The sequence below is a fragment of the Comamonas kerstersii genome (assembly GCF_002056725.1).
Taxonomy (GTDB): Bacteria; Pseudomonadota; Gammaproteobacteria; order Burkholderiales; family Burkholderiaceae_C; genus Comamonas; species Comamonas kerstersii.
Map to the genome: position 1 here is coordinate 3,376,178 of NZ_CP020121.1, position 22,298 is coordinate 3,398,475.

General features: G+C 60.2%; 23 protein-coding genes. 10 read left to right on the top strand and 13 right to left on the bottom strand.

Translation table 11 applies throughout. The features are described 5' to 3' along the window. Nucleotides 1–28 precede the first annotated feature (28 nt). Nucleotides 29–2,908 (bottom strand): 2-oxoglutarate dehydrogenase E1 component, encoded by a 2,880-nt coding sequence (locus B5M06_RS15840; RefSeq protein WP_054067251.1) that lies wholly within the window; start codon nucleotides 2,906–2,908, stop codon nucleotides 29–31. A 325-nt stretch (nucleotides 2,909–3,233) separates the two neighbouring features. Here B5M06_RS15840 and B5M06_RS15845 point away from each other — a divergent pair, with 325 nt between their 5' ends. Next, complete coding sequence (locus B5M06_RS15845; protein WP_054067250.1) at nucleotides 3,234–4,286, top strand: AI-2E family transporter; 1,053 nt, start codon at nucleotides 3,234–3,236, stop codon at nucleotides 4,284–4,286. A gap of 45 nt (nucleotides 4,287–4,331) precedes the next feature. Here the strand turns inward: B5M06_RS15845 and B5M06_RS15850 are convergent, their stop codons facing one another. Next, nucleotides 4,332–4,541, bottom strand: coding sequence for a hypothetical protein (locus B5M06_RS15850; RefSeq protein WP_054067249.1), 210 nt, complete (start codon nucleotides 4,539–4,541; stop codon nucleotides 4,332–4,334). Nucleotides 4,542–4,678: 137 nt separating this feature from the next. On the opposite strand from B5M06_RS15850, the gene B5M06_RS15855 reads away from it, so the two are divergent. From B5M06_RS15855 to B5M06_RS15865, 3 genes are all read left to right on the top strand, one after another. Further along, nucleotides 4,679–5,290: an IMPACT family protein gene (locus tag B5M06_RS15855; protein WP_054067248.1), complete on the top strand. Its 612-nt coding sequence runs from the start codon at nucleotides 4,679–4,681 to the stop codon at nucleotides 5,288–5,290. An 81-nt stretch (nucleotides 5,291–5,371) separates the two neighbouring features. After that, nucleotides 5,372–5,593 (top strand): hypothetical protein, encoded by a 222-nt coding sequence (locus B5M06_RS15860; protein ID WP_054067247.1) that lies wholly within the window; start codon nucleotides 5,372–5,374, stop codon nucleotides 5,591–5,593. A gap of 43 nt (nucleotides 5,594–5,636) precedes the next feature. Continuing rightward, a complete protein-coding gene (locus B5M06_RS15865) occupies nucleotides 5,637–5,912 on the top strand; it encodes a helix-turn-helix domain-containing protein (RefSeq protein WP_077344660.1) in 276 nt (91 codons plus the stop codon). 24 nt (nucleotides 5,913–5,936) lie between these two features. Here B5M06_RS15865 and B5M06_RS15870 read toward each other — a convergent pair whose 3' ends face one another. Continuing rightward, nucleotides 5,937–6,695: an SIR2 family NAD-dependent protein deacylase gene (locus B5M06_RS15870; RefSeq protein ID WP_054067246.1), complete on the bottom strand. Its 759-nt coding sequence runs from the start codon at nucleotides 6,693–6,695 to the stop codon at nucleotides 5,937–5,939. 23 nt (nucleotides 6,696–6,718) lie between these two features. Continuing rightward, nucleotides 6,719–7,471, bottom strand: coding sequence for a 23S rRNA (guanosine(2251)-2'-O)-methyltransferase RlmB (gene rlmB / locus B5M06_RS15875; protein ID WP_054067245.1), 753 nt, complete (start codon nucleotides 7,469–7,471; stop codon nucleotides 6,719–6,721). A 191-nt stretch (nucleotides 7,472–7,662) separates the two neighbouring features. On the opposite strand from rlmB, the gene sstT reads away from it, so the two are divergent. The 4 genes from sstT to B5M06_RS15895 all read left to right on the top strand — a co-directional run bounded on the left by sstT (nucleotide 7,663) and on the right by B5M06_RS15895 (nucleotide 12,410). Further along, a complete protein-coding gene (sstT, locus tag B5M06_RS15880; RefSeq protein ID WP_054067244.1) occupies nucleotides 7,663–8,880 on the top strand; it encodes a serine/threonine transporter SstT in 1,218 nt (405 codons plus the stop codon). 135 nt (nucleotides 8,881–9,015) lie between these two features. Then, the gene (locus B5M06_RS15885; protein WP_054067243.1) at nucleotides 9,016–10,683 is read left to right on the top strand and encodes a SulP family inorganic anion transporter; all 1,668 of its coding nucleotides are present in this window, start codon (nucleotides 9,016–9,018) and stop codon (nucleotides 10,681–10,683) included. A 102-nt stretch (nucleotides 10,684–10,785) separates the two neighbouring features. Continuing rightward, nucleotides 10,786–11,538: a GGDEF domain-containing protein gene (locus B5M06_RS15890; protein WP_077344626.1), complete on the top strand. Its 753-nt coding sequence runs from the start codon at nucleotides 10,786–10,788 to the stop codon at nucleotides 11,536–11,538. Nucleotides 11,539–11,552: 14 nt separating this feature from the next. Next, nucleotides 11,553–12,410, top strand: coding sequence for a MinD/ParA family protein (locus B5M06_RS15895; protein WP_054067242.1), 858 nt, complete (start codon nucleotides 11,553–11,555; stop codon nucleotides 12,408–12,410). 123 nt (nucleotides 12,411–12,533) lie between these two features. On the opposite strand, the gene plsY is transcribed toward B5M06_RS15895, so the two are convergent. The 9 genes from plsY to B5M06_RS15940 all read right to left on the bottom strand — a co-directional run bounded on the left by plsY (nucleotide 12,534) and on the right by B5M06_RS15940 (nucleotide 20,683). Further along, nucleotides 12,534–13,205: a glycerol-3-phosphate 1-O-acyltransferase PlsY gene (gene plsY, locus B5M06_RS15900; RefSeq protein ID WP_054067241.1), complete on the bottom strand. Its 672-nt coding sequence runs from the start codon at nucleotides 13,203–13,205 to the stop codon at nucleotides 12,534–12,536. A 78-nt stretch (nucleotides 13,206–13,283) separates the two neighbouring features. Further along, nucleotides 13,284–13,781 carry a Cys-tRNA(Pro) deacylase gene (gene ybaK / locus B5M06_RS15905; RefSeq protein ID WP_054067240.1) on the bottom strand — a complete coding sequence of 166 codons (498 nt, stop codon included), beginning with the start codon at nucleotides 13,779–13,781 and terminating at the stop codon, nucleotides 13,284–13,286. An 18-nt stretch (nucleotides 13,782–13,799) separates the two neighbouring features. After that, on the bottom strand, nucleotides 13,800–14,858 hold the full coding sequence (locus B5M06_RS15910; RefSeq protein ID WP_054067239.1) for an aldo/keto reductase: 1,059 nt from the start codon (nucleotides 14,856–14,858) through the stop codon (nucleotides 13,800–13,802). A gap of 101 nt (nucleotides 14,859–14,959) precedes the next feature. Then, complete coding sequence (locus B5M06_RS15915) at nucleotides 14,960–15,922, bottom strand: isoaspartyl peptidase/L-asparaginase family protein (RefSeq protein WP_054067238.1); 963 nt, start codon at nucleotides 15,920–15,922, stop codon at nucleotides 14,960–14,962. Beyond that, nucleotides 15,919–16,662 (bottom strand): amino acid ABC transporter ATP-binding protein, encoded by a 744-nt coding sequence (locus tag B5M06_RS15920; protein WP_054067237.1) that lies wholly within the window; start codon nucleotides 16,660–16,662, stop codon nucleotides 15,919–15,921. Before B5M06_RS15920 ends, B5M06_RS15915 begins: the two co-directional genes overlap by 4 nt. Beyond that, complete coding sequence (locus B5M06_RS15925) at nucleotides 16,659–17,729, bottom strand: amino acid ABC transporter permease (protein WP_054067236.1); 1,071 nt, start codon at nucleotides 17,727–17,729, stop codon at nucleotides 16,659–16,661. Before B5M06_RS15925 ends, B5M06_RS15920 begins: the two co-directional genes overlap by 4 nt. Nucleotide 17,730: 1 nt before the next feature. After that, nucleotides 17,731–18,708 carry an ABC transporter permease subunit gene (locus B5M06_RS15930; RefSeq protein ID WP_054067235.1) on the bottom strand — a complete coding sequence of 326 codons (978 nt, stop codon included), beginning with the start codon at nucleotides 18,706–18,708 and terminating at the stop codon, nucleotides 17,731–17,733. A 35-nt stretch (nucleotides 18,709–18,743) separates the two neighbouring features. Continuing rightward, the gene (locus B5M06_RS15935) at nucleotides 18,744–19,772 is read right to left on the bottom strand and encodes an amino acid ABC transporter substrate-binding protein (RefSeq protein WP_205245381.1); all 1,029 of its coding nucleotides are present in this window, start codon (nucleotides 19,770–19,772) and stop codon (nucleotides 18,744–18,746) included. Between the two features lie 50 nt (nucleotides 19,773–19,822). After that, nucleotides 19,823–20,683, bottom strand: coding sequence for a MurR/RpiR family transcriptional regulator (locus tag B5M06_RS15940; protein WP_130932710.1), 861 nt, complete (start codon nucleotides 20,681–20,683; stop codon nucleotides 19,823–19,825). 144 nt (nucleotides 20,684–20,827) lie between these two features. On the opposite strand from B5M06_RS15940, the gene B5M06_RS15945 reads away from it, so the two are divergent. Both B5M06_RS15945 and B5M06_RS15950 read left to right on the top strand, forming a co-directional pair. Next, the gene (locus B5M06_RS15945; protein WP_054067232.1) at nucleotides 20,828–21,748 is read left to right on the top strand and encodes an alpha/beta fold hydrolase; all 921 of its coding nucleotides are present in this window, start codon (nucleotides 20,828–20,830) and stop codon (nucleotides 21,746–21,748) included. Between the two features lie 140 nt (nucleotides 21,749–21,888). After that, entirely contained in the window at nucleotides 21,889–22,266 is a 378-nt protein-coding gene (locus tag B5M06_RS15950) for a hypothetical protein (protein WP_054067231.1), read from the top strand. Nucleotides 22,267–22,298: the final 32 nt, after the last annotated feature.

Below are 22,298 nucleotides of genomic sequence, written 5' to 3' on the forward strand. Positions count from 1 at the left end.
CGCCACAGCGGGGCTGGTCTACTTTTAATTACTTGGACAGTACAAAGCCCTTGAGCTTGGAGAACGCAGCTTCCACCAGGTTCTTCTGCTGCTCAGCGTGCAGGTGGGCATAGCCCACGGCTGGCGATGCCGATGCGGCACGGCCGGCATAACCCAGCTTCTGGCCTTCGGACATGTTTTCGTAGATGTTGTGCTGAATGAAGAACCACGCACCTTGGTTTTGTGGTTCGTCCTGGCACCACACCAGTTCCTTGGCATTGGCGAACTTCTTGAGTTCGGTTTCGAACGCCTTGTGCGGGAAGGGGTACAGCTGCTCGACGCGGATGATGGCCACGTCAGAAGCTTCCTTCTCGGCGCGCTTCTTAACCAGGTCGTAGTAGACCTTGCCGGAGCAGGCAATCACGCGCTTGACCTTGTCGGCGTTGGCCAGGATGGCTTCGTCGCGCTCGCCCAGCACGGTCTGGAAGGCACCAGAGGTGAACTCGGTCAGAGGCGATGTTGCGTCCTTGTTACGCAGCAGCGACTTGGGCGTCATGATCACCAGGGGCTTGCGCAGCTTGCGCACCATTTGGCGACGCAGCACGTGGAAGATCTGGCTGGCCGTTGTGGGCTGCACGATCTGCATATTGGTGTCAGCGGCCAGCTGCATGAAGCGCTCCAGACGGGCCGAGCTGTGCTCTGGACCCTGGCCTTCGTAGCCGTGAGGCAGCATCAGTGTCAGGCCATTGATACGGCCCCACTTCACTTCACCGGAGGCGATGAACTGGTCGATCACCACTTGCGCGCCGTTGGCGAAGTCACCGAACTGAGCTTCCCAGATCACCAGGGTGTTGGGGTCGTTCGATGCATAGCCGTATTCAAAGCCCAGCACTGCTTCTTCAGACAGGATGGAGTCGATCACGGTGAACGGAGCCTGGTTTTCAGCCACGTTCTGCAGTGGGATGTAGGTACCTTCGTCCCACTTCTCACGTTTTTGGTCGTGAATCACTGCATGGCGGTGGGTAAATGTGCCACGGCCGCTGTCTTCACCGGACAGACGCACGGGGTAGCCCGAAGCCACCAGCGAAGCAAACGCCATGTGTTCGCCCATGCCCCAGTCGACATTGATCTCTCCACGGCCCATGGCTGCACGGTCGTCGACCACCTTTTTGACCAGAGGGTGAGGATTGACGTTATCTGGCAGCGTGGTGATCTTCTCGGCCAGACGCTTCCACTCGGTCAGAGGGATCGCGGTATCGCCTGCATCGGTCCACTTCTGGTTCAGGAAGGGGCTCCAGTCCACAGCGTACTGGCTCTTGAAGTTGGTCAGCACCACTTCCTGGGTGTGACGGCCTTCGTCCATGGCTGCGCGATAGGCCTTGACCATGTCGTCGCCCAGCGTATCGCCCAGACCTTGAGCAGCCAGCTTGTCTGCGTACAACTTGCGAGTGCCGGGGTGAGCGGCAATCTTTTTGTACATCAGGGGCTGTGTCAGCGCAGGGGTGTCCTGCTCGTTGTGGCCCAGCTTGCGGAAGCAGACGATGTCTACGACCACGTCCTGCTGGAACTCCATGCGGTAGTCCAGCGCCAGCTGCATGCACAGTGCCACAGCTTCTGGATCGTCACCGTTGACGTGCAGCACAGGCGACTCCACCATCTTCACGATGTCCGTGCAGTAGGTGGTCGAACCCTTGTCGCGGGGGTCAGAGGTGGTGAAACCAATCTGGTTGTTGATGATGATGTGTACCGTGCCGCCAGTGCTGTAACCACGGGTCTGCATCAGCGCCAGGGTTTCCTGGTTCACGCCTTGGCCAGCAAAAGCCGCGTCACCGTGCACCAGCACAGGCAGCACTTGCTTGCCTTCGGGGTCGTTGCGGCGATCCATGCGCGAGCGCACCGAGCCTTCGACCACAGGGTTCACGATTTCCAGGTGGGAAGGGTTGAACGCCAGCGACAGGTGCACAGGGCCGCCTGCTGTGGATACGTCCGAGCTGAAGCCCTGGTGGTACTTCACGTCACCAGCGGGCAGGTCTTCAGGGGCAGTGTGATCGAACTCAGCAAACAGGTCCTTGGGCATCTTGCCCAGGGTATTCACCAGCACGTTCAGACGACCACGGTGGGCCATGCCGATCACGATTTCCTGGATACCCTTCTTGCCGCCAGCGTTGATCAGCTCGTCCATCGCCACGATGAAGGACTCACCACCTTCCAGCGAGAAGCGCTTCTGACCCACATACTTGGTGTGCAGGTAGCGCTCCAGGCCTTCAGCAGCGGTCAGGCGATCGAGAATGCGTTTTTTCTGTTCAGCGTCCAGTACAGGCTTGGAGCGAATGGACTCCAGGCGCTGCTGCCACCAGCGCTTTTGCGCCTGGTCGGTGGCATACATGAATTCAGCACCGATGGTGCCGCAGTAAGTCTCGCGCAGCGCATTGATCAACTCGCGCAAGGACATGGTTTCCTTGCCGAAGAATGTGTTGCCTACGTTGAATACGACTTCCAGGTCGGCATCAGTGAAGCCGTAGAAAGCAGGGTCAAGCTCAGGAATTTCAGGACGCTCGGTGCGCTTGAGTGGGTCCAGATCAGCCCAGCGCTGGCCCACATTGCGGTAAGCGGCAATCAGCTGCTGCACAGCCACGCGCTTGCGGCCCATTTCCGTGTCAGCGCCATTGGCCACCACGACGGTGGTGTGGCCTTGCTTGGCACGCTCGGCAAACGCATTGATGACGGGCAGGTGGGGGATGTCTTTGGCGTTGCTGCCATCTACTGCAGGCACGTGCTGCAGGGCATCAAAGTACTCACGCCAAGAGTCTGGAACGCTGCCTGGGTTCTCCAGATAGCTTTCGTACATCTCTTCGACGTAAGGTGCGTTACCACCGAAGAGATAGGTGTTGCCTTGGTAGGCTTTGTAGACAGTGGGCTGATCGCTCATATTCCGCTGACCTCTGCTCCCCTGAAGGAAGCTTTAGTTGGTTAGTAAACCTTCCGCGACACGGCTGTACCGATTGGCGGATGCGACTGTGGCTGGGAAGGGCCTAATGTTGCTAGTGCCATTGTGCCACTTAAACCGCAAACCAGCATGAAGGTCTTATGTAAGAGTGCAGAAATTTCCATTCTGCAGCGCAACAAAATTGAGAGCACAGGAAAGCTTCCAACCAAATCAATATGTAAAGTTTCAGGCTTCTTCATTTCAAAAATAAGAATTCACAAACAAGTCGCTAACATCAGATGCTTTATTTGCTGCCAACACACCTGCCATGCAAAGCATGCCCCCCATCAACAAAGCCTTCTTACTGCTGCTGACAGCCGTCAGCATTGGTTTTGCTGCCATCCTGTGGCCTTTCATGGGCGCTGTGTTCTGGGCTGTGGTGCTGGCCATCTTGTTTTACCCCCTGAAGCGGCGTCTGCAGCAGCGCATGCCACAGCATCACAATCTGGCGACCTTCATCACCTTGCTGCTGTGTCTGCTAGGGGTCATTCTTCCGCTGATACTGATTGGTTTTTCGGTCGCTAACGAAACCATACTGATTTACAACCGTATTGCAGAAGGCCAAATCAACTTTGGCGCCTACTTCCAGCAAATCAATGCTGCCATGCCAAGCTGGCTGGTCGGCTTTCTGGAGCGCATCAATCTGGCATCTGCACAAGCCATTCAGGACAAACTCTCCAGCGTTGCCGCCGAGGCGGGCAAGCTGCTGGCGGGGCAGGTCGTACAGCTGGGACAGAACACCCTGGGCTTTATCGTGAGCTTTGGTGTCATGCTGTATTTGCTCTATTTCCTGCTGCGTGATGGGCAAACACTGGTTACCCGGCTGCGTGATGCGATTCCCATGAATCCTGTGCACAAGCGCAATCTTGCAAACAAGTTTGCGACCGTCATTCGCGCCACCGTCAAAGGCAATGTGGCTGTAGCCATTGCCCAAGGTGCACTGGGCGGATTGATTTTCTGGATTCTGGGTATTCAAGGCCCTGTGCTATGGGGCGTGGTCATGGCCTTTCTGTCGCTGCTGCCTGCCGTTGGCGCCAGCCTGATCTGGGGGCCTGTGGCCATTTACTTTCTGAGCACAGGCGCCGTCACCCATGGACTGATTCTTACGGCTTACGGCATCTTGGTGATTGGCCTGGTGGACAACGTGCTGCGCCCAATTCTGGTCGGCAAGGACACCAAGATTCCCGACTACATTGTTCTGATTTCCACGCTTGGCGGCATGTCCCTGTTTGGCCTGACAGGGTTTGTGATTGGCCCTGCCATTGCTGCACTGTTCATTGCATGCTGGGACATCTTCACACCCGAAACACCTGAAGCATAAATGCGCGCAGTGACACTGCGCATGCACTGAGTTGTCAGCGCCGTATCACCATTCGCCGACGCCTCGCACCAGCTGATCCAGATCCAGGGAAAAGGCGTCTGCCGCGCGACCAGCATGCATGACAGATACAGGCTCCGCAACACCGGTTGCACCGGCCTTTTGCAGGATGGACTCTGGCAGCGGAGGCGGCACAGTATGTGATCGCCCGAAGGTGTGATGCTGGAGAGGGGCAAAGGCATCTTCTGGAATGGACATGGCTATTCTCCTTGCCCTGTGACTGTAGGGTGCCTGAGCAGCACCTACCGTAGGACATGGCTTCAAGCTTCTGTCCCGCTTTGCACTGCATCGCTTTCAGCGCAAGGGCTCAGCAGATGCCGTAAGCTCTCGCCCCTATGGCTCAGACTCTCGCTCAAGCAACGCATCACGAACTCATCATCAAGAAAAGCCGCTTTATCTGCTGCGTGCAGCCCATGGCTGACCGCGCATCTGCGCAAGCCTATGTAGACAGTCTGTGGCAGGAACATCCGAGTGCCGCCCACGTCTGCTGGGCCCTGCTGGCAGGCGGACAGTCGGCCGCAGTGGATGATGGCGAGCCCAGTGGCACGGCAGGCCGCCCCATGCTGGAAGTACTGCGCCACCAGGAGCTGGAAGGCGTACTGGCCACCGTGGTGCGCTATTTTGGCGGGGTCAAGCTGGGTGCTGGCGGGCTGGTGCGTGCCTATACCGATGCAGTCGCACAGGCACTGCTCAAGGCGGAAAAAGTACCACTGCAGCGCATGGAAGTACTGCAGTGCAGCCTGCCCTATGCCATGGAAGGCTGGCTGCGCCGTGAACTGGAACTGGCAGGCGCTACGCTGCGCAACGTTGCACACCAATCGATGGTGCATTTGCAGTGGAGCATTCCGCAAAGCCTGAGTGCAGAGCTGATCGCTCGCATCAATGAAGGCGGGCAAGGCCGCATCGCATGGCTGGAGCACTGGCCTGACAGCGCAAACTCCGATTAAGACGGTGAATCACGTTTTTTTCACAGGACTGCCGCACTCGTCAAAACATTAGAGTTCCTGTATCTCGACAGGAACTCTCTCATGGACATTCGTTACCACACTGCCCTGCGCAATGCCACGAATGCGTGGGCACAGAACCGCATGGCGGACACCGTGACCATGCAGGACCTCAAGCACCGCGCGCCACAACAACACAACCCCGGCAAAACCGCTGCCAGCCCCAGCGCCAGTGAGTCCGCACTGCTCCAGCCTGAACTGGCACGCTATGGCAATCTGGGAACCCGTCTGAATGTGTTTGCCTGAGCCCGGCAGCACAGCAGATACGGCATTGATGAGCACGGCCCCCATGCAAGCGCTAGATTCTGAAGACACCTCCAAGCCCGACCACCCTCTGGTGCTGGCACTGACTGCTGTGCGCAAAGCGCGCAAGATGACACAGGCAGAACTGGCACAGCAGGCAGGCCTGTCCCGCATGACGGTTCAACGCCTGGAAAGCAATGGACTGGACCCACGCCTGTCTACACTGCAGGAGATGGCACGCGTGCTCGAGCAGGACTTGGTGGCACTGCCCAGCCATCTACGCCCTGCTTTTGAGCAATGGCTGGCGCAGCAAAAGCACTAAGCTTCCCAGCGGCGTGCGTCAGCTTTAGCGCAGCAGCTGCGGCAGCAGTTGTGCAGCAGACCCACGCAGCAAGGCATGCGCCAGCATGTCCAGCTCTGTGACTTCCGTGTTCACCATGACGATGCGTGCACCGCGCTCATAGGCCTGAAATACCAGCCCCGCTGCGGGGTACACCACGCCGGACGTACCAACCACCAGCATCACCTCACAGGTATTGGCCGCAGCCTCTGCCTGTGCCAGGGCTTCTGCTGGCAGATGCTCTCCAAACCAGACCACACCAGGACGCACAAGATTGCTGCACACGGCACAGCATGGAGGCTCTGCCCCTTCTTGCAATGCCTGCTCCAGATCACAGTGCGGGCAGCAGGTGCTGAGCCACTGATTGCGCATCAGATCACCATGCAGGCAGATCACCTCATGACTGCCTGCACGCTGGTGCAGCCCGTCTACGTTCTGTGTGATCAGCTGAAGCTTGCCCGGATAGGCATTGGCGTAAGCGGCCAGCGCCACATGCGCTGCGTTGGGCTGCACAGCCTGCACCAGCGAACGCCGGTAGCTGTACCACTGCCACACGCGCTGCGGGTGCGCGCGAAAACCCGGCTCCGATGCCATTTCCTGCGGATCAAACTGCGCCCAGTAGCCGGTATGCGCATCACGAAATGTGGGCACACCGGATTCAGCGCTCACGCCTGCCCCGGTCAGCACCGCCACATGCTGCGCATGCTGCAGCCACTGGCGGACCTGCTGGAAATTTTCAGTATTTTTGGTCTCCAAGGCAGACATGGCGGGCGCTGACAGCTATTGTTTTAGGATGACTGACGCTGGCGTACCGCTTCGTACAGGCACACACCGCTGGCCACCGAGACGTTCAGGCTCTCGACCGCGCCCTGCATGGGGATGCTGATCAGCTCATCGCAGGTCTTGCGCGTGAGCTGGCGCATGCCATCACCCTCAGCACCGAGCACCAGTGCCACGGGGCCTTTCAGGTCTACCTGGTACAGGTGCTTTTCTGCATCACCGCTGGTGCCAATGATCCAGATATTGCGCTCCTTGAGCTGGTTCAGCGTGCGCGCCAGATTGGTCACCATGAAGTAAGGCACGGTCTCCGCCGCACCGCTGGCGACCTTGGCGACCGTCGCATTGATGCCCGAAGCATGGTCCTTGGGTGCAATCACAGCATGCACGCCCGCGCCGTCAGCCACACGCAGGCAGGCGCCGAGATTGTGTGGATCGGTCACGCCGTCCAGCACCAGCAGCAGCGGATTCTTGACGCCAGACTCTTCCAGATCGTCCAGCAGTTCATCCAGCGTGCGGCTGTCTTTGACTTCTTCTACACGGGCGGCCACACCCTGGTGACCGTGGCTGCCGGCGAGCTTTGCAATACGCATGGCATCGGCTTCGATCAGACGTGCACCGGCCTCACGCGCCTTTTCCAGGAACTGACGCATACGCGCGTCGCGGCGCGTTGCTTCGTAATAGATTTCGATAATGGATTGGGGCGCTGTCTTCAGACGCACACCGACGGCATGAAAGCCGAATAGAACTTTGGGGGACGACATAGGCTGCCGATTATCCTTCCTGCGCTACATGCATCACGGCGCAGCAGCAGATACCTTGCTTGCGCTTGGACAAATATGCGGCTGCAAGCATCACTTCATAGTGCACAGTTATGCGTTATATCCTCTGAAAGAGTAAGCATTAACCTCTAAACTCGCCACTTCTCTTCAAATCAAACGGCGCAACTTTCTTCATGATTTTCCAACCCGTGCTGAGCTGGTCACAACGGACTAGCGTTGTGACTCAAATCCTCATTGGACTCGTTTTAGGTGCTGCGCTGGCATTTGCCTGGCCAGAAGCTGCCTTAAAGGTTGAATTACTCGGAACACTGTTTATTTCTGCCCTGAAAGCAGTTGCTCCTATTTTGGTGTTTGTCCTGGTGATTGCCGCCATCAGCAATCGCAGCCCTGGCCAGACCTCCCACCTGCGCCCTATTCTGTGGCTGTATGCCATTGGCACGCTGACCGCCGCCATCATTGGTGTCATGGCCAGCATGCTGTTCCCCACCACGCTGACACTCACTGACGCAGCCACGGGCATGGCCGCACCTGGCGGCATTACTGAAGTGCTGATGCAGGTGCTCAAAAACGCCGTGGACAACCCCGTCAGCGCCCTCATGCACGCCAACTACGTCGGCATTCTGGTGTGGGCCATTGCCATTGGCATTGCCCTGCGCCATGGCGCTGAAACCACACGCAGAGCAGTTGCTGACCTGTCCAATGGCATCACCCTGATTATTCAGGGCGTGATCCGCCTCGCACCTCTGGGCATTTTTGGTCTGGTGGCGTCCACCGTCGCAGCCACCGGCGTTGAAGCGCTGATGGGTTATGTACAGCTGCTGCTGGTGCTGCTGGGATCCATGCTGGTCGTGGCCCTGGTCGTCAACCCGCTCATCGTCTGGTGGAAGATTCGCCGCAACCCCTACCCACTGGTGCTGATGTGCCTGCGTGAAAGCGGTGTGACGGCCTTCTTTACCCGCAGCTCAGCCGCCAATATTCCGGTGAACATGGCGATTGCCAAGCGCCTGAACCTGGACGAAAACACCTACAGCGTTGCCATTCCGCTGGGTGCCACCATCAACATGGCAGGTGCGGCCATCACCATCAGCGTGCTGACACTGGCCGCTGCCCACACCCTGGGCATTGTGGTGGACATTTCCACTGCCATCTTGCTGTGCGTGGTCGCAGCTGTCTGCGCCTGCGGTGCTTCCGGCGTGGCTGGCGGCTCCCTGCTGCTGATTCCTCTGGCCTGTTCGCTGTTTGGCATCTCCAACGATGTGGCCATGCAGGTAGTGGCCATTGGCTTCATCATCGGTGTGCTGCAGGACTCGGCAGAAACCGCGCTGAACTCATCGACTGACGTGATCTTTACCGCAGCCGTCTGCATCTCCAAACAGGAAGGCAAGGACTAAGCTCCTTCACAAGGCTCTCACTGGGAGCCTTGTCTGTTTTCGGGGGCTGTTTTTTCGACCCTGCTCAGCTGCGACACCGGCCTGTCCCTGATGTTGGGATAGCACCCACTGCAGCGCAACGACAATTGACCCACTATGCAATTGACACGGTGGCTTCCCTTTCTGGCCTGGCCCAGGCTCACACCTTCACTGGCACGCAATGAATTGCTGGCTGGCATCACGATTGCCCTGATGCTGCTGCCACAAGGCGTGGCCTATGCAGCGCTGGCTGGCATGCCTTTGGTCACAGGCATCTATGCAGCCCTGCTCCCCTCCCTCATCGCAGTACTGTGGGGTGCTTCGCCTTTGCTGGGTGTAGGCCCGACCGCGCTGACCAGCCTGCTCATTGGCGCCTCTCTGGCCGGCATGGCCGAGCCCGGCAGCGCCCAATGGGTCACGCTGGCGGCATGGCTGGCCATCATGGCAGGCGCCATGCAGTGGCTGATGGGCGCCATCCGTGCAGGGTGGCTGGTGAACCTGGTGACCTCCCCCGTGCTCAATGGCTTTACCCAGGCTGCAGGTATTTTGATTTTGCTGTCTCAGCTACCCGACCTGCTGGGCCTGCGCAGCTCCTGGAGCGCCCTGATGCGCGCCCCCAGCCTGCACCACTTTGATCCTTTGGCGCTGTGCTTTGGCGCCGGGGGGCTGGGCCTGCTGCTGATACTCAAGCGCCTGGCACCCAAGCTGCCTGCGGCCGTTATCGTCATTGCGCTGTGCGGCATCATCAGCGCTGCCACAGGGTATGCGGAACACGACGGCAACATCGTAGGCCACCTGCCTGCAGGACTGCCCAGCCTGTCTTTGCCTCAGATGCTCGCCTGGAACGATGCCACTCAGCTTTTGCTGCCTGTGCTGATGGTCAGTCTGGTGAGCTTTCTGGAAGTAGCCTCCAGCGCCCAGGTCGAGCACCGCAAACAGGGCACACGCTGGAATGAAAACCAGGACCTGATCGCCCAGGGCATGGCCAAGGTCGCAGCCGGGCTGAGTGGCAGCTTTGCCATCAGCGCTTCGTTTTCCCGCTCTGCCGTCACGCTGCACTCCGGCGCCAAGTCGGGCTGGGCCACCGTCTTTGCGATTGGTCTGGTGCTGGTCTGTGTGCTGTGGTTCACCCCTGTGCTCTACCACGTACCGCAGGCAGCGCTGGCGGCCGTGGTGGTGTCTGCCGTCATCAACCTCATCCAGCCACGCACCTTGCGTGCACTGTTTCGCATCTCGCGCGTGGAAGGCAGCATTGCACTGACCACCTTTGCGCTCACGCTGGCTACCGCGCCCAGTCTGTATTGGGGCGTGCTCACAGGCGTGCTGCTGAGCCTGTGCTACTTCCTGTACCAGCGCCTGCACCCGCGCATTCTGGAAATTGGCGAGCATGCCGACGGCAGCCTGCGCTCGCGCACCATCTGGAACCTGCCGCCCATTGCCCCCCACGTGCTGGCGCTGCGCATGGATGCGGAATGGGACTTCGCCTCGGCCAATGCGCTGGAGCGCTATATCAACGATGTGCTGCAGCAGCGCAGTGACATTCGCATGGTGTATCTGGATGCACAGCCCATCAACCGTATTGACGTCACAGGCGTGGAGAGCTTTCTGCGCCTGCGCCGAAGCCTGCATAAGCTTGGAATTTGCCTGCATATCGGTGGTTTGAAGCTACCCGTTCAGGCCATACTGGAGCAAGCAGGCGCACTCGTGCCGGGGCCAGACCTCTTGCTCTCGCGCACCAATTCGCAGGCAGTCCTGAACATGCGGTCTTGCCAAACCAGCAAATAAGCTGGAAAGCATTGCCTGCCCTGCGCAGACTGCTACACTTCGTGATGTTTTTTGTGCTGGATCTTGTTTGTGACTGGCAAACCTATTTCTTCATCACCCCTTTTGCAAAAGCTCCGTCTGGACGGTGCTTTTACCTTGCTGGGTGAGCGAGAGACTGCCGCCCTGCCAGCAGCCCAGACTGACCTCGTCGCTCACCTGCAGGCCATTATTGATGGCTTGTGCGACCTTTCCCTGCGTGATCCGCTCACAGGCACCGCCAACCGCCGCCACTTTGATTCCATTCTGGACCGTGAACTGGACCGGGTTGCCCGGTCAGGCGATATCGCTTTGCTGCTGATGGTGGATATTGACCACTTCAAGCGGGTCAATGACCAGCATGGGCACAACGTGGGCGATCTGGTGCTGCAGCAGGTTGCGCAAGCTCTGGCGCAATGCATACGCCCCATGGACACCCTGGCACGTTACGGTGGTGAAGAATTTGCCATCGTGCTACCCGCATGCCAAACTGCATACGGGCAGAACGTGGCAGAGCGCATACGGCGCGCCGTAGACAACCTGCGCATCCGCATTGCGCCCGGGCGAGACATCCAGGTCACTGTCAGCATTGGTGGTGCCTATGCCCTGCAGTGGATCCGCAGCACACGACAGCTATGGATTGAGCGCGCCGACCAGCAGCTCTACCTGGCCAAAGACAGAGGGCGCAACCGGATTGAGATCGAACAACAACCAGACAGTACTGTGACTGCAGAAGAAAAAAATTTGCTCCTCATCCCCGCTTTAACAACTGAGAGCAGTAGTGAAGACTGGCATGAAGTGCTGACCGCTCCCGTGGATCAAACTGATGGTGTTTACTGAAGGCATGCATTGAAATGAACGACGTGCTGTCCCCTGCGACCCCCACCTCCATGACTGCGACAACGCCCAGTCCACGCGCAGGCTCTCGCTCTGGTGCGCACATCATTGCCGTGACCAGCGGGAAAGGCGGTGTGGGTAAGACTTTTGTCTCAGCCAATCTGGCTGCAGCACTCACACGCCATGGTCTGCGCGTTCTGGTGCTGGATGCAGACCTTGGGCTGGCCAATCTGGATGTGGTGCTCAACCTCTATCCCAAGGTCACGCTGCATGACGTCTTTACCGGCAAGGCTGCGCTGCAGGAAGCTGTCGTCACGGCCCCTGGCGGCTTTCATGTGCTGCTTGCAGGCTCGGGCATGGTGGAGTATTCACGCCTGACGCCTGAAGTGCGCAACCAGCTGATTCATGTACTCGAAACCTTGACCCCCAGCTATGACATCGTGCTGCTCGACACGGGCGCAGGCATTTCGGATGTGGTGCTGTTCTCGGTTTCACTGGCCCATGAAGTGCTGATCGTCGCAACGCCTGAGCCCACCTCGCTGACAGATGCCTATGCCACCATCAAGGTGCTGAGTACCCAGCAAAAGCGCCAGAACATGCGCCTGATCATCAACCAGGCGATCCGCCCCGGTGATGGTCGCGCCATCACCGGCCAGCTGCAGCAGGTGCTCAACCGCTTTGTCAATTCAGATTCTGGCCTACCCATGCGCCTGATCCACATGGGCGACATTCCTGCTGACAAGACGGTGCGTGAAGCCGTCATGCGCAGACAGCTGCTGGTTCAGGCCTCACCTGGCTGCTCAGCGTCCCTGGCCATTGCCCAGCTGGCCCACCGCGTCAAGACCATGGTCGAGCCACGCCCCGGCTCCATGTAGGCGCGCTCTTTTTTTAAGCATAAAAAGTGCCTCCAAGGCTTATCCAGAAAGCGCCAGAAGCTATATTTTCAAAAGCAAAAAGCCCACATCACTGTGGGCTTTTTGCTGTGCGTTCGTTTCCGCTTAGCGCTTGTTCTTCTGCTTGGCTGCAGGCTGGGCAGCAGCCTTGTCTTTCTTGCTGCCAATCTTGCTTTCTTGCCCCTTGAGCAGGCGACTGATATTGCCCGCATGGCGCCACAGCAGCAGCGCAGACATGGCAACCACGGCTGCCAGCAGCGGCTTTTCATACACCCACAGACTGCCCCCGAACATGATGTAGTAGGCAGGAGCGAGGACAGCAGCAATCAGTGCCGACAGCGACGAGTAACGCGTGGTGAAAACCACAAACAACCAGGTCAGCAGCACAAACAGACCCAGCCAGCCGCTGATACCCAGCAGCACACCAAGGGCTGTGGCCACGCCCTTACCGCCCTTGAACTTGAAGAACACAGGGAACAGATGCCCCAGGAAAGCGGCAATGGCCACCAGCGCCAGCGTGCCCTCATGCAGGCCAAAGTCCGGGCCAAAGTATTTGACCAGCAGCACAGGCACCAGGCCCTTGAACGCATCGAGCAACAGCGTCAAAGCTGCGGCAGCCTTGCTGCCCGAGCGCAGCACATTGGTAGCGCCGGGGTTGCCGCTGCCATAGGTACGCGGGTCGTTCAGCCCCATGAGAGAGCTGACAATGACTGCAAAAGACAGCGAGCCAATCAAATAAGCCGCAACAGCGGCAATTACAGGAAGTACGGAATTCAAGGCTTCAATCCTTGCCTGCCAGACGGCAGGCGCTTGTTATATCTGGTCATGCTGGCAGCCCATGGCTGCCAAGGGGCCCTATTGTGCCAGCGCGCACTGTACCGGCTTGGCGCTGAGCAACTCCACACAAACCCGAGGATCCAGCTGCACCAGAAAGCCCCGCCGCCCGCCATTGATGGCAATGCGTGGCAGATCCAGAATGCTCTGCTCGATGTACACCGGCATCTGCTTGCGCGTACCAAAGGGTGAGGTGCCACCCACCAGATAGCCGCTGTGGCGGTTGGCCACCTCGGGCTTGCAGGGCTCCACGCTCTTGGCACCGATCTGGCGCGCCAGGTTCTTGGTAGAAACCGTGCAGTCGCCATGCATGAGCACGATCAGCGGCTTGGCATCCTGGTCCTGCATGACCAGGGTCTTGATCACACAGTGTTCATCCAGGCCCAGCTGCCGGGCAGATTCGGCCGTGCCGCCATGCTCTACATACTCATAAGGGTGTTCAGTGAACGCCACCTTGTGGGCCTTGAGCATCTGGGTGGCCGGTGTTTCACTCACATGCGCTTTGTCTTTTTTTGCCATGACGCTATCAACGTTGTCTTACTGCCCTGGGTCGCGGTATTGCCAACGCAGGGCGTCAAATTGTTCCATCAATTCGCCGGGCAGCTGCACATTCCATGCATCCACAGCCTCATCCAGATGGGACAGGCTGGTCACGCCAATGATGGTGCTGGCCACACGCCAGCTGCGGTAGCAGAAGGCCAGGGCCATCTGCGTGGGCGTGAGGCCATGCTCACGTGCCAGCTGGTTGTAGCGGCGCGCGGCCTCCAGTGCCTCAGGACGACCCCAACGCTGCTTTTGCACCGAGGGGTAGGACAGGCGCGTGCCCTTGGGGGCGTCAGGGCCTGTGATGCCGCTTTGGTCATATTTACCCGTCAGCAAACCCACACCCAGCGGGGAGTAGGCCAGCAAGCCGACATCCAGGCGGTGACAGGTTTCATCCATGGCGTTTTCCCAGCTGCGGTTAATCAGGCAGTACGGGTTTTGCACGCTGGCCACACGCGGCAGGCCATATTGCTCGGCCAGCCGTACGAATTCATGCACGCCGTAAGGCGTCTCGTTCGACAGACCAATGTGCCGAATCTTGCCCTGCTCCACCAACTTGGCCAGCGTTTCCAGCTGCGCCTGAATGGGCGTCTGCGCAACTTCCTTGGCCGGGTCGTAGTACAGCGTGCCAAAGGCAGGCACATGGCGCTCAGGCCAGTGGATCTGGTACAGATCAATCACATCGACACCCAACCGGCGCAGGCTGCCTTCGCAGGAAGCCATGATGTCTGCGGCTGTCATGCCCTTGCCTTCACGAATCCATGGCATGCCGCGCGAAGGGCCTGCTACCTTGCTCGCCAGCACGATCTTGTCGCGCGCGCCGGGACGTGCGGCCAGCCAGCGGCCAATGATGGCCTCCGTTGCGCCATAGGTTGCCTGGCGCGCAGGCACGGCGTACATCTCGGCCGTATCCCAGAAGGTCACGCCGCGCTCCAGCGCGCGGTCCATGATGGAGAAAGCGTCTGCTTCACTGACTTGTTCGCCAAAGGTCATCGTGCCCAGGCAGATGGGGGTGACTTGCAGCGTGCTTTGGCCAAGCGGTCTTGTTTCCATGCAAAAGACTCCTTTTGATGGGCTATGAGTTTACGGCGCGACCAGCCCATAAAAACAAAGGGCGCCATGCGCGCCCCTTGTGTATTTGCTGCATGGCAGCTTCAGCGGAAGATAAAGCTCTGCGGCGCTTCACCCTGACGCATCACACCACGGTACATGCCCACGGAGTTGAACGGCATGTGCACATGGCCCTTGGCGTCCACCGAGACCAGACCGCCCGAGCCGCCAATATCCTTGAGCAGCCCATGCACCACGGCTTCACCGGCTTGCTCCAGACTCTCGCCCTTGTAGGCCATGCGCGCGTGAATGTCGTGCCCCACGCAGGCGCGCAGGAAGTGCTCGCCCGTGCCCGTGCAGGCAATCGCACAGGTCGCGTTGTTGGCGTAGATACCGGCACCGACAATGGGCGAATCACCCACGCGGCCGGGGCGCTTGTTGGTCAACCCGCCGGTGGACACCGCCGCCGCCACATTGCCATGCTGGTCCAGCGCGACCGCACCCACGGTGCCATGCTTGCCATCTTCACGGATGGGGGTTGGCTTTTCGGTCAGGGTCTTGGCGGAATGGTCCAGCGCCATCACACCTGCACCTTGCGCACGCACGCGCTGCAGCTGGGCCAGGCGCTCCTCGGAATGGAAGTAGGCGGCGTCGGCCATGGGCACACCCTGCTCCTGCGCCAGGCGCACCGCACCCTCCCCCACCAGCAGTACGTGGTTGGTGTGGTCCATCACGGCACGCGCCAGCGCCACGGGGTTGCGCACGCCATGCACGCCGGCCACGGCTCCGGCCTTGAGGTTGCTGCCATCCATGACGGAGGCATCCATTTCATGCGTTTCATCGGCCGTATAGACCGCACCACAGCCTGCGTTGAAGAGCGGACAGTCTTCGAGCGACTGCACGGCTGCCTGCACGGCATCCAGCGCGGAGCCACCAGCCTCCAGCACCGCAGCGCCTGCACGCAGTGCGGCCTGCAGGCCTTCGTGGTAGGGCGCTTCGTTGGCCTGTTCAGGGGAAATCGTGCCAGCACCACCGTGCACGGCAATCACAAAAGGTACGGTGCTCATGCGGCGTGCCTCAAAATCTTGCCCAGGAAAGCGCGGCTGCGCTCGCTCTGGGGGTTGTGGAAGAACTGCTCGGGCGGCTGCACTTCCAGAATCTGGCCGCCATCCATGAATACCACGCGGTCGGCCACCTGCTGGGCAAAGCCCATTTCGTGCGTCACGCACAGCATGGTCATGCCCTGCCCGGCCAGCTCCACCATCACTTCCAGCACTTCATTGACCATTTCTGGGTCGAGCGCCGAAGTGGGCTCGTCAAACAGCATCAGCTCAGGGCTCATGCACAGCGCACGCGCAATCGCCACGCGCTGCTGCTGGCCGCCAGACATCTGGCCCGGGTACTTGTGCGCCTGTGCGGCAATGCGCACACGTTCGAGCTGCACCATGGCGGTGGCTTCGGCCTCCTTGCGGCTCACGCCCAGCACATGCATGGGCGCCAGCATCAGGTTTTCCAGCACGCTCAGGTGCGGAAACAGGTTGAACTGCTGGAACACCATGCCAATGTGGCGGCGTGCCTTGGCGGCAGCGGCGCTCTGGTCCATGGGCTGGCCTTTGAACAGGATGCGGCCGCCGTCAATGGTTTCGATTTCATTGACGCAGCGAATCAGCGTGGATTTGCCGGAGCCCGAGGGACCGCAGATCACAATCTTTTCGCCCTTGGCCACGGTCAGCGAGCAGTCCGTCAGGGCATGGAAATTGCCATACCACTTGTGGACGCCTTCGATTTGCAAAATGGGAGTGTTCATCGCTTATCCAATGCGTAGCGTTGTTCCAGAAAACGTCCATAGCGCACGATGGACAGGCCCAGAACCAGATAAATGGCCGACACCACGATGTAGGCCTCCACAAAGTAAGGGCGCCATTCAGGGTTGGTGAGCGCCATCTTCAGGCTGCCGGTGAGGTCGTAGATGTTCACGATGGCCACCAGCGAGGTGTCCTTGAGCACACCGATGAAGTGGCTGGTGGCCGGTGGAATCGTCAGGCGCCCGGCCTGCGGCAGGATCACGAGCTTGAGCGTCTGCCAGCGCGACAGGCTCAGCGCGTGGGCCGCTTCGGCCTGCCCCTTGGCAATGGCCTGCAGACCGCCGCGATACACCTCCGCCAGATAGGCGGCAGAAAAACCCGTCAGACACAGCGCCACGCGCACCATGGCGTCGCCGCGCCATGCAGCCGGCAGCAGCAGCGGCAGCACGAAGGCGCCAAAGAACAGCACGGTAATCAGAGGCACGCCGCGCACCAGCTCGATATAGCCGGTGCAGACCCAGCGCACGATGGGCAGCTGCGAGCGGCGGCCCAGTGCCAGCGCAATGGCCAGTGGCACGGAGGTAATCACGGCAAACACGCTGAGCAGCAGCGTCAGCGGCAGACCGCCCCAGAGGTCGGAGTCCACAGGCGTCAGCCCGGCCCAGCCACCGGCAAGCAGCGCCACGAACAGCACCAGCGCGCCCGTGACCATCCACACGCCTTTGGAGCCAAAGAAGCGCGGCGTTGCAGCCAGGCCCACGGAGCCCAGCAGCAAGAGCATGCCGAGCACGGGGCGCCAGCCCTCACCCACGGGGTAGCGGCCCAGCAAAATGATGCGGTGGTTGTAGATCACGGCGCCCCAGCAGGCACCGGAGGAATCACGGCAGACATCGGCATTCACGGCGGTGGTGGCATCCCACACGCCCCAGATAAAAGCCTTGTAGAGCACCACGGCCAGCAGCACCAGCACCACGGCAGTGGTGAACGAGGTGCCAGCCGAAGCGAACATGGCCTTGAGCCAGCGTTCGCGCCAGGACGCAGGGACAGGAGGTTGCAGCATCTGCGCCATTTCAACGCTCCTTGATCGCCACGCGGCGGTTGACCTGCGCCATGATGAAGGCGGTGATCAGGTTGATGATCAGATAAACGGAAGCAATCACAGCGATGCACTCAATGGCGCGGCCGGTCTGGTTCATGCTGGTATTGGCCACGGAGACAATGTCCGGATAGCCAATGGCCACACCCAGCGAAGAGTTCTTGATGGTGCTGAGCATCAGGCTGGTATAGGGAGGAATCGCCACACGCAGGCCCTGTGGAATCAGGACCAGACGCAGGGTCTGCCAGCGCGTCAGGCTCAGTGCATGACCGGCCTCGCTCTGGCCACGCGGCACGGACTGAATGCCCGCGCGCACGATCTCCGAGCAGTAGGCACCGGCATACAGCGTCAGCGCCAGCACCAGGCTCATCCATTCGGTGCTCAGCACATGGGTGCCGTGCACGCCAAACGGGGTTTCTTCCACCTCGCCCCAGGGCAGGATCAGGCCGCCCTTGCTCAGGTAAAAACCGGCTGCGTGCAGTGCATCGTCCGTATCCGGCAACCATTCGGTCATCATGATGTAGATCAGCAGCACCTGCACCAGCAGCGGGATGTTGCGCACCAGGTCCACCAACCAGCGCGAGAGCGTCTTGACCAGCGGATTCTGTGCCAGCGAGGCAATGCCCAGCCCCAGACCCAGCATGGTGGCAAACAGCAGCGCAGGCACGGCCACACGCAAGGTGTTGGCTGCGCCGGCGAGCATGGCCTGGAAGTAGGTGTCGTCCTCACCGAACGGCACCCAGCCTTCGCCGATGGCAAAACCGGCGGAATCGCTGAACAGGAAATCAAAGCCCGCAGCCATGTTGCGCTCACGCAGGTTGACCTGCGCGTTGTGCACCAGCCAGCCAAACAGTGCCAGCAGCACCAGCAGCACGGCCGCCTGTATCAGCCACGCCGCCAGCGGTATGGGTTTGCGCGGTGGTTTGTCCATCGCCTTGTTGTGCTCTGTCATATCGCGAATCCGCCTGTCATGCCATCACACTCTCATCACTGCAGCGGCAGTGGGTACACCAGACCGCCTTCGGTATAGAGGCGGTTCATGCCACGGTCGAGCTTCAGCGGACTTTGCTCACCCAGGTTGCGGGCAAAGCTCTCGCCGTAGTTGCCCACCTGCTTGACGATGCGGTAAGCCCACTTCTTGTCCAGACCCAGCGACTTGCCAATGTCGTCACCATTGCCGGTAAAGCGCTTGATGGCCACGTCATCGCTCTTGGCCTTGGCGTCGATGTTTTCCTGGGTCAGGCCCAGTTCTTCGGCACCCTGCATGGCCTGCAGCGTCCAGCGCACGATGGTGAACCACTCTTCATCGCCACGGCGCACGGCAGGGCCGACGGGCTCCTTGCTGATGATTTCAGGCAGCAGCTCGTAGTCATCGGGGTTGGGCAGGTCGGTGGCACGCAGGATGGCCAGTGCGGTGTAGTCACCGGTGTAAGCCTGGCAGCGGCCCGAGGCAAAGGCCTGCTTGGAGCCTTCGGCGTTGTCAAACACCACGGTCTTGAAGCTGATCTTGTTGTTGCGTGCAAAGTCCTGCAGGTTGCGCTCGGTGCTGGTGCCGGCGTCAATACACACGGTGGCCTTGTCCAGCTGCTTGGCGCTCTTGAGGTTGGGACGCTTCTTCACGATGAAGGCCTGACCGTCGTAGAAGTTGATGCCGGTCCAGATCAGGCCCAGGCTGGTGTCACGCGTGAAGTTGAAGGTGGTGTTGCGCGCCAGCACATCAATCTCGCCGCTTTGCAACGCAGTGATACGGGTCTGGCCGGATGTAGGCACAAACTTCACCTTGTTCGCATCACCGAGCACGGCAGCTGCCACAGCGCGGCAGAAGTCCACGTCCAGTCCACTCCACTTGCCATTGCCGTCAGCCTGCGCAAAGCCTGCGCGGCCGGTGTGCACGCCGCAGACCAGCTGGTCGCGCTGCTTCACGCCGTCGAGCACCTTGCCCGCCATGGCAGGGGTGACAGCACCCAGTGCCATGGCAACGATGGAGCCAGTCAAGATTTTTTGTGCCAGTTTCATCATGTATTCCTTTGGAGAAGTTGGCGTTGCAGGGGAGGAAAAAACGGGGTTCAGTCTCGGCCGGGCACCCGCACCTGCAGGTGCGGCAGCACGGTGTCAATCAGTTTGGTGGTGATGGCCGCGGCCTGGGGGTTCAGGCGCACCACACGCTCGAGCAGCGCTTCAATCACGGCCTGCACCGAGACATAGCTGTGCGACAGCACGCTATGTCTGGCAGGTGCCAGCAGCACCTTGTCCGCAGCACCCACGAGGGGGGACGAAGCCGCGTCGGTCAGCGCCACCACGGTGGCACCGCACTCACGCGCAAAACGGGCCAGCGTGACGATGTCCATGGAGTAGCGCGGCACGGTGATGGCCAGCACCACATCACCCTTGCCCAGGCGCGACATGCGGCGCAGGATCTGCTCGGTACCACCGCCTTCGGACAGGTGGGTCGCATCCTGCACATAGGGCATGAAAGCGCTCGCCGCAAAGCCTGCAAAGTAGTGGCTCATGCCCAGACCAATGGTGTAGACATGGCGCGCTTGCAGCAGGCGCTGCGCACATTGCTCCAGCACCTGCAAGTCCAGCTCGCCTGCGGCCTGCAACAGCCCTGACTGGGCACTGGCCAGCGGATGGCTGGACTGCACCTCGGCCTGCTGGCGCAGCTTGGCAATGGGCTCCTGCGCGTCCTGCAGCTCGGCAGCCAGTGCCGCACGCAGCTCCACAAAGCCCGCAAAGCCTGCGTGCGTGGCAAAACGGTTCACCGCCGATTGCGAGGCACGCGCCTGATCGGCAATTTCATCGGCCGTCAGCGAAATGGCATGCAGCGGGTGAGCCGCCATCCACAGCCCGACCTTGCGGATCGCAGGTGTGGCTTCCAGTGCGGACTGGCGCAGACGGTTGAGCAGGCTCATGGTCAGGGTTTGCACGAATGAATGGAAAAATTCAAATTAAATTCGATTTGAATGACTTCATTCATCCTAGCGCATGCCAGATGGAAAAAACAAGGGCCTGCGCATACGTAGTTACCGCTGTCTCATGCACGACCAGTGCCTGTCCAATAATGCGCAGCCATGTACCAAGTTCAGCGACCCAGCGCCTCCCACGACCTCACCATTCGCCATATGCGTTACCGCGTCCGCACCTGGGGCCAGCCGCAGCCCGGTGTGCTGCCGCTGGTGCTGGTGCATGGCTGGATGGATGTGAGCGCCTCCTACCAATTTGTCGTCGATGCCCTCTCCGAGGCCTTCTATACGGGCCGCCACATCATTGCCCCCGACTGGCGCGGCTTTGGCCACAGCATGCCGCCTGCGCCCTGTGATCACTACCACTTTGCGGACTATCTGGGCGATCTGGATGCCCTGCTCGACCACTACGCGCCTGAGGGCCAGCCCGTAGATCTGGTCGGCCACAGCATGGGCGGCAATGTCGCCATGCTCTATGCAGGCTCCCGCCCGGCACGCATTCGACGCCTCGTCAACCTGGAAGGCTTTGGCCTGCCTGCCACCCAGCCTAGCCAGGCACCCCGGCGCATGGGCCGGTGGCTGGATGAACTCAAGCAGCTGCACCAGGCAGAGATCACCCTCAAGACCTATGACAGCCGCGAAGCCGTGGCCGCCCGCCTGCGCAAGACCAACCGCCGCCTGAGTGAAGACAAGGCCATGTGGCTGGCAGGCGAATGGTCGGCGCCCGATGCGCAGGGGCGCTGGGCCATTCTGGGGGATGCGGCGCACAAGGTGGTCACCCCCCAGCTGTTTCGCGTGGACGAAGTGCTGGCGCATTACGCGGCAATTACCGCCCCCGTGCTGGCCGTGGAAGCCAGCGACGACAGCATGAGCCTGTGGTGGAAAGACCAGTACGATCTGGCCGAGTACCATCAGCGCCTGCAAGCCGTACCCGACTGCCGCATTGCACGCGTGGAAGATGCGGGTCATATGCTGCACCATGACCAGCCGCTCGCGGTGGCACAGCTGATCGAAGACTTCTGCCGCTAAGCCACGTGCATGCTTCAGAAAAGCAAGCAGCTAGCGCAAGCTAATGCTTGCTTTGCGGTACATTTGCACCTCAAACCCTTGATTTGCAGGCGCTAGCCGCTCTTATTTTTGCGCCTGCTTTTACCTGAAGGCCTGCCGCCATGTGGCTGACTGATCTGTTGCGCAAACTCACCAAAGGCCCAAACGTGGGCGAAACCTTCCGTGACTACATTGGCTGCTACCTCTACGGCATTGAGGGCACCACCACCAAACCCGAGTACCTGGGCGCGCCCACCACGCTGAGCGAGCTGGAGCAGGGCCTGCGCACCTATCTGCAGGACTATGTGCATGCACAGCCCGACCCAGAGTCTCCCAAAGTGCAGCTGGTGCAGGCCTTGCTTGACGAGCTACCCGCACGCCTGCAGGCCCATGTACAGGGCGACCTGGCCCAGCCCTTGCTGGAGCTGGACGGCGCACTGCTGTTTGTACGCAAGGGCGTGCGCCAGCGCCGCAAGGAAAATGGCCGGTTTGTGGAATAAGCCCAGCCCGACTTCTTGACGCTTGCCCTTAG